Source organism: Amycolatopsis rhizosphaerae (assembly GCF_007713715.1).
Taxonomy (GTDB): Bacteria; Actinomycetota; Actinomycetes; order Mycobacteriales; family Pseudonocardiaceae; genus Amycolatopsis_E; species Amycolatopsis_E rhizosphaerae.
The window spans coordinates 1-5250 of sequence record NZ_VJWX01000494.1; the positions used below are offsets into that span (position 1 = coordinate 1).

Genomic DNA, 5250 nt, shown 5'->3' on the forward strand with positions numbered 1-5250 from the left:
CTCGTGGGGTTTCCGTCGGGTGAGCCGCCAGTGCGGGCGGCAGCGGGGAGGCGGAGGCGACCAGGAGCAGCGAGGACACCGCCGTCAGCGCTGCCGCGGCCCACCGCCTGCTCGCCCGGTTCATGGCGGGCAGCCTAGCGGCCGGGGCAAGCCCGCGCCGGAAGGCTCAGGCATCCCGGACGGCCAGCGCGAGACCGGCGGCGCCCAGCAGGAACACCAGCCACCCGGCCAGCACCGCCGCGGCCGTGCCTTCACCCGGCGCCGCCCCGTACAGGAAGGCCCCGGCGCGGTCGGGGAGGTAGCGCGCGGCGGCGGTCACCCCGGCCAGGAGCGGGGAGACGACGAAGACGAGCCCCAGGACCGACACGAGCGCCGCGACGACCCTGCGGAGCAGCAGCGCGGCCGCGAAGCCGAACAGCCCCATCGCCACGAGATACGCGGCGGCGCCGAGCAGCGTGGGGACTCCACATCCGGCGAAGGGACCGGCGGCCGTCACCGCGAGCAGCGCGGTCAGCGCCGCCATGGCCAGGCAGGCCAGGGTCTTCGCGGCCGGCAGCACCCGCCGGTCCGGGACGGCCAGCAGGGTGGTCCGCATCCGGCCGCCGGCGTATTCGCCAGCCCCCGCGAGAACACCGAGCAGGATCGGGCCCGCCTGGGCGTAGGCGGTGGCAGGCAGGCCCGCGGTGTGCCCGGTGCGGGCCAGTGCCACGGTCAGGACCGGCATGACCAGCACCGTCGAGGCCATCGTGCCGAGCACGGCGGGCAGGGTGCCGAGCTTGATCAGTTCCGCGCGGGTCGCGGACGGCAGACGGGGGATCACGGCGCCTCACGCGTCCCGCCGGGCGAACACGATCGCCGCGGCCACCAGGAGGGCGAGCGTCCAGAGCGCCATCACGACGCCACCGGACACCGGGGACAGCATGTCCGGGGCCGGGTAGCCGACGGCGAACATCTGGGTCCCGGCCACGTCGGGCAGGTACCTCGCGGGCGGCAGCCACCGGGCGAGCAGGAGGGTGACCGACACCAGCGACGTGTTCGTGATCAGCACGACCAGCGGGACGACCCCGCTGCGGACGAGCGTGGTGATGGCGAACGCGAGCAGCGCGGTCAGGACCCAGTACAGGATCTCGCCCGCCGCCCGCGGGGCGAGGGCCGAGACGGCTTCGGCCGCCGGGTGGCCGTGCCGTCCCAGCAGCGACTGCGACAGCAGGATCGTCGCCGGGATGGCGACCGCCGCGAGCACCCCGCTGGTGAGCGCGACGACCAGCGCCTTCGCCGCGATCAGCGCTCCGCGCCGGGGCAGGGCCACGAGGGTGGTGACGATCTGCCTGCCGTGGGCGGCATCATCGGTGTCCCGGCTGTATTCGCTGCTGACGACGACGACACCGAGCACGATCACGCCGATGGTGCCGATGACCGTGGTGGCGAAGCCCGCGTCGAGGGTGCCGGCACGGGGGAGCGGGCCGAGGTTGCCCGAGTCGAGCTTCGCCCGCAGTGACAGGACGTTCGCCGCGGCGAACAGGACGTTCGCCGCGGCGATCCCGAGCGTTCCGGCGAGGGACAGGCCGATCGCGACGTAGGTGGACGGCAGCGAGAAGAGTTTCCGGAACTCGGCGAAAACCAGCTTCACCGGGTGCGTCCCCCGTCCGTACCAGTGGTCAGCGCGAAGAACGCCTCCTCCAGGCCGGCGTGGCCGCCGGTGATCTCCGCGACGGTTCCCCGCGCGGCGATCCGGCCGCGATCGATCACGACCAGATCGTCCGCGGTGGCCGCGGTTTCGCTCATGAGATGGCTGGAGAGCAGGACGGTCCGGCCTTCGGCCGCGAAGGACCGCAGGAACCGCCGCATCCACCGGATGCCCTCCGGGTCGAGGCCGTTCACCGGTTCGTCGAGGACGAGCACCTCGGGTTCGCCCAGCAGGGCGGTGGCCAGCCCGAGCCGCTGCGCCATGCCCAGGGAGAAGGTGCCCGCCCGTTTGCGGGCGGCCTCGCCCAGCCCGACCAGTTCGAGCACCTCCGGAATCCGCTTCCGGGAAATCCCGTTGCTGGCGGCCACCCACGACAGGTGGGCGCGGGCGGTGCGGGAGCGGTGCGCGCCGCCACCGTCGAGCAGGGCGCCCACGGTGCGCAGGGGACGGTCCAGTTCCCGATAGGGCTTTCCGGCGATGAGGGCGGTGCCCGCGTCGGCGAAGTCGAGGCCGAGCAGCACCCGCAGGGTCGAGGACTTCCCCGCCCCGTTCGGCCCCAGGAATCCGGTCACCCGGCCGGGCAGGGCGGTGAAACCGATGTCCCGCACGACGGTTCTCCGGCCGTGGCGTTTGGTGAGTCCGGTGATTTCGATCATGGGTCCAGGGTGGGTGCGGACCCCGCCACCCACATCGGCCAAAGGTTGACAAAACCGCGGACGGGGGCCGCGCGCTGGTCACCCGCCGGGGCTGAGCGTTTCCGCGAACCCCGATTCGTAGGCGAGGATGACCAGCTGGGTGCGGTCGCGGACGCCGAGCTTGGCGAACAGCCTGCTCAGGTAGGTCTTGACCGTGGCAAGGCTGAGGAACAGGTCCGCGGCGATCTCGTCGTTCGACAGGCCGCGCACGATCGCCGCGACCACGTCGCGTTCGCGGCCGGTGAGCCCGTCGAACCGGGCCCGTGCCGGAGCCCGCCGGACGCGGCGCGCGGCGAAGTCCGCGATCACCCGCCGCGTCACCTCGGGCGCGAGCATGGCGTGTCCTTCGTGGACGGTGCGGATCGCCTTGGGGATCTCGGTGACGGGACCGTCCTTGAGCAGGAAACCGGAAGCTCCCGCCTTGAGCGCCTCGTAGACGTACTCGTCGAGGTCGAACGTGGTCAGGACGATCACCTTGGCCGAAGGCGAGGACGCGCAGATCGCCCGGGTGGCTTCGAGCCCGTCCAGCACCGGCATCCGGATGTCCATCAGCACCACCTGCGGGCGGAGCCTCGCGACCGCCTGGATCGCCTCCCGGCCGTCGCGGGCCTCCCCGGCCAGGGTCAGTGCCCCGTCCCCGGCGATCAGTTCGCCGAGGGAGGCCCGGGTCAGGTCCTGGTCCTCCGCGACCAGGACGCGAATGCGCTCGCTCATCGCGCCTCCTCCGGCACCGGAATGACCGCGTGGAGCCGGAATCCGCCCCCGGGCCGGGGGCCAGCGGTGAACCGCCCGCCCAGCGACTCCACCCGCTCGCGCAGGCCCAGCAGGCCGTAGCCCGGTTCTCCGGACCGCGGCGGGGTGCCTTCGCTCACGGCCTCGTTCACGACCTCGACCTCGACCCGGCCGCCCCCGCCGCCGACGGTGACCACGGACCGGGCTCCCGGTGCGTGCCGCGCGATGTTGACCAGCCCTTCCCGCACGATCCGGTACACGGCCAGGCCGAGGCCGGCGGGTACCACCTCGGGATTCGCCACGTCCAGCCGGACCGGTGTCCCCGCCTCGCACGCCCGCTCGACCAGTTCCGGGAGATCCCGCAGGCCCGGGGCGGGGCGGTGTCCGCCGGTCTCGGCGGGCTCGGCGGGCTCGACGGGCTCGCGCACAGTACTCAGCACGCCCCGGAGATCCCCGAGCGCCGCCCTGCTCACCCGTTCGATGTCCGCGAGCCGGTCTCTCATCCGCCCGGCATCGCCGGAGGCGGTCACCGCGGCGACCCCGGCGGTGACCGCGATCGTGCTCAGCGAGTGCGACACCACGTCGTGCACCTCTCGCGCGAGCCGGAGGCGTTCCGCCAGCAGCGCCCGGTCCCGCTCGGCGCGGGCGGCTCGCCCGGCCTCCTCACGTGCCCGCCGCACCGCCGCGCCCAGCCGCCAGGTCCCGGCCAGGACCAGCAGGATCAGCAGCGCGAACCGCAGGACGGGGGCGAGCCGCGGGCTGCCGAGGAAGGTGAGGGCGAACAGCAGCGTGCCGAGCACGGCCGTGAGCACGGCGGGCGAGAAACCGCCGCCGTGGCGGACCGCCAGCGGATACAGCGTCCAGGCCGCGGCGACGAACGGGTCGGTCGTCACCCCCAGCAGCAGCCCGGCGAAGGTCGCCGCGGCGGTGAGTGTGAACGCCGCGAGCGGCCATCGTGAGCGGACCAGCACCCCCGCGACGAGTACGCAGCCCAGGCCCAGCCGCAGCACCGGGGAGGTGGTGGCCGCCGGGCCGGACGGCCGCCAGAAGACCAGCAGGCACCCCAGCACGACGGCGGCGTCCATCACGAACGGGGGAAGGTTTGCGGGGAGGCGGAGCCGGGACACGGGCCGACTGTAACGCCGGGGCAGTGGCACCGGGCGCGGCTTCGGTGGCCCCGGGGCGGTTTGGCGCACAAGATGGAGGCATGGCGGAACGTCCCGGCCGCCAGCCGGTCGCCGTGCCGGAATCGGTCGGCTACATCCTCAAGCGCCTCCTGCTCGGACGGCCCCTGATCAGCAGCAGGCTCCACAGCGAACGGCTGTCCAATCCGGTCGCCCTCGGCGTGCTGTCCCCGGACGCGATCTCGTCCTCCGCCTACGGCACCGAGGAGATCCTGATCGAGCTCCTGCCCTACGCGGGGCTGGCCGCCTTCTCCCTCGTGCTGCCGATCACCGGGATCATCCTGTTCATCCTGATCCTGGTGACGGCGTCCTACCGCCAGGTGGTGATGACCTACACCCGCGCGGGCGGCTCGTACGTGGTGGCGCGCGAGAACTTCGGGCCGCGCTTCGCGCAGATCGCCGCGGCGGCGCTGCTGATCGACTACGTGGTGACGGTGGCGGTGCAGGCCGCGGCGGGCACCGTCGCGGTGGTCTCGGCGATCCCCGTGCTGGGCCCCTACCACCTGGAGATCACCATCGCCGTGGTGGTCCTGCTGTGCTACGCCAACCTGCGCGGGCTGCGGGAGGCGGGCCGCCCGTTCGCGGTGCCCACCTACTTCTTCGCCGGCATGGTCGTCCTGATGATCGTGGTGGGGCTGGTGCGGGACTTCGCGGGCACGCTGCCCCGGTACGACCCGGCCCAGCTGGCCGGTGCGGTCCCCGTCCAGCAGGGCAACGGGCTGGTGATGGGGGCGACCATCCTGGTGGTGCTGCGCGCGTTCGCCAACGGCGGGTCCTCGCTCACCGGCGTCGAGGCCATCTCGAACACGGTCAGCGCCTTCCGCAAACCGCAGGGGCGCAACGCCCGCAAGGTGCTGACCGTGATGGCGTGCGTGCTTGGGTTCCTCGTCGGCGGCGTGTCCTACCTCGCCTCGGTCACGCACGCCACGCCCTACCAGGCGGGCTACCCGTC

The 5250-nt window shown here is 73.4% G+C and carries 6 protein-coding genes; 1 reads left to right on the plus strand and 5 read right to left on the minus strand.

All coding sequences use genetic code 11. The features are described from left to right. Positions 1-166: 166 nt before the first annotated feature. From FNH05_RS31415 to FNH05_RS31435, 5 genes are all read right to left on the minus strand, one after another. Positions 167-820 carry an ABC transporter permease gene (locus tag FNH05_RS31415; protein WP_144592478.1) on the minus strand — a complete coding sequence of 218 codons (654 nt, stop codon included), beginning with the start codon at positions 818-820 and terminating at the stop codon, positions 167-169. Between the two features lie 6 nt (positions 821-826). Beyond that, entirely contained in the window at positions 827-1630 is an 804-nt protein-coding gene (locus tag FNH05_RS31420) for an ABC transporter permease (RefSeq protein WP_144592479.1), read from the minus strand. Continuing rightward, the gene (locus tag FNH05_RS31425) at positions 1627-2343 is read right to left on the minus strand and encodes an ABC transporter ATP-binding protein (protein ID WP_144592480.1); all 717 of its coding nucleotides are present in this window, start codon (positions 2341-2343) and stop codon (positions 1627-1629) included. Before FNH05_RS31425 ends, FNH05_RS31420 begins: the two co-directional genes overlap by 4 nt. Positions 2344-2421: 78 nt before the next feature. After that, on the minus strand, positions 2422-3096 hold the full coding sequence (locus FNH05_RS31430; RefSeq protein WP_144592481.1) for a response regulator transcription factor: 675 nt from the start codon (positions 3094-3096) through the stop codon (positions 2422-2424). Further along, complete coding sequence (locus tag FNH05_RS31435; protein WP_144592482.1) at positions 3093-4241, minus strand: sensor histidine kinase; 1149 nt, start codon at positions 4239-4241, stop codon at positions 3093-3095. Before FNH05_RS31435 ends, FNH05_RS31430 begins: the two co-directional genes overlap by 4 nt. A gap of 80 nt (positions 4242-4321) precedes the next feature. On the opposite strand from FNH05_RS31435, the gene FNH05_RS31440 reads away from it, so the two are divergent. Further along, the coding region (locus tag FNH05_RS31440) for an APC family permease (RefSeq protein WP_144592483.1) at positions 4322-5250 on the plus strand (929 nt) is incomplete at its 3' end.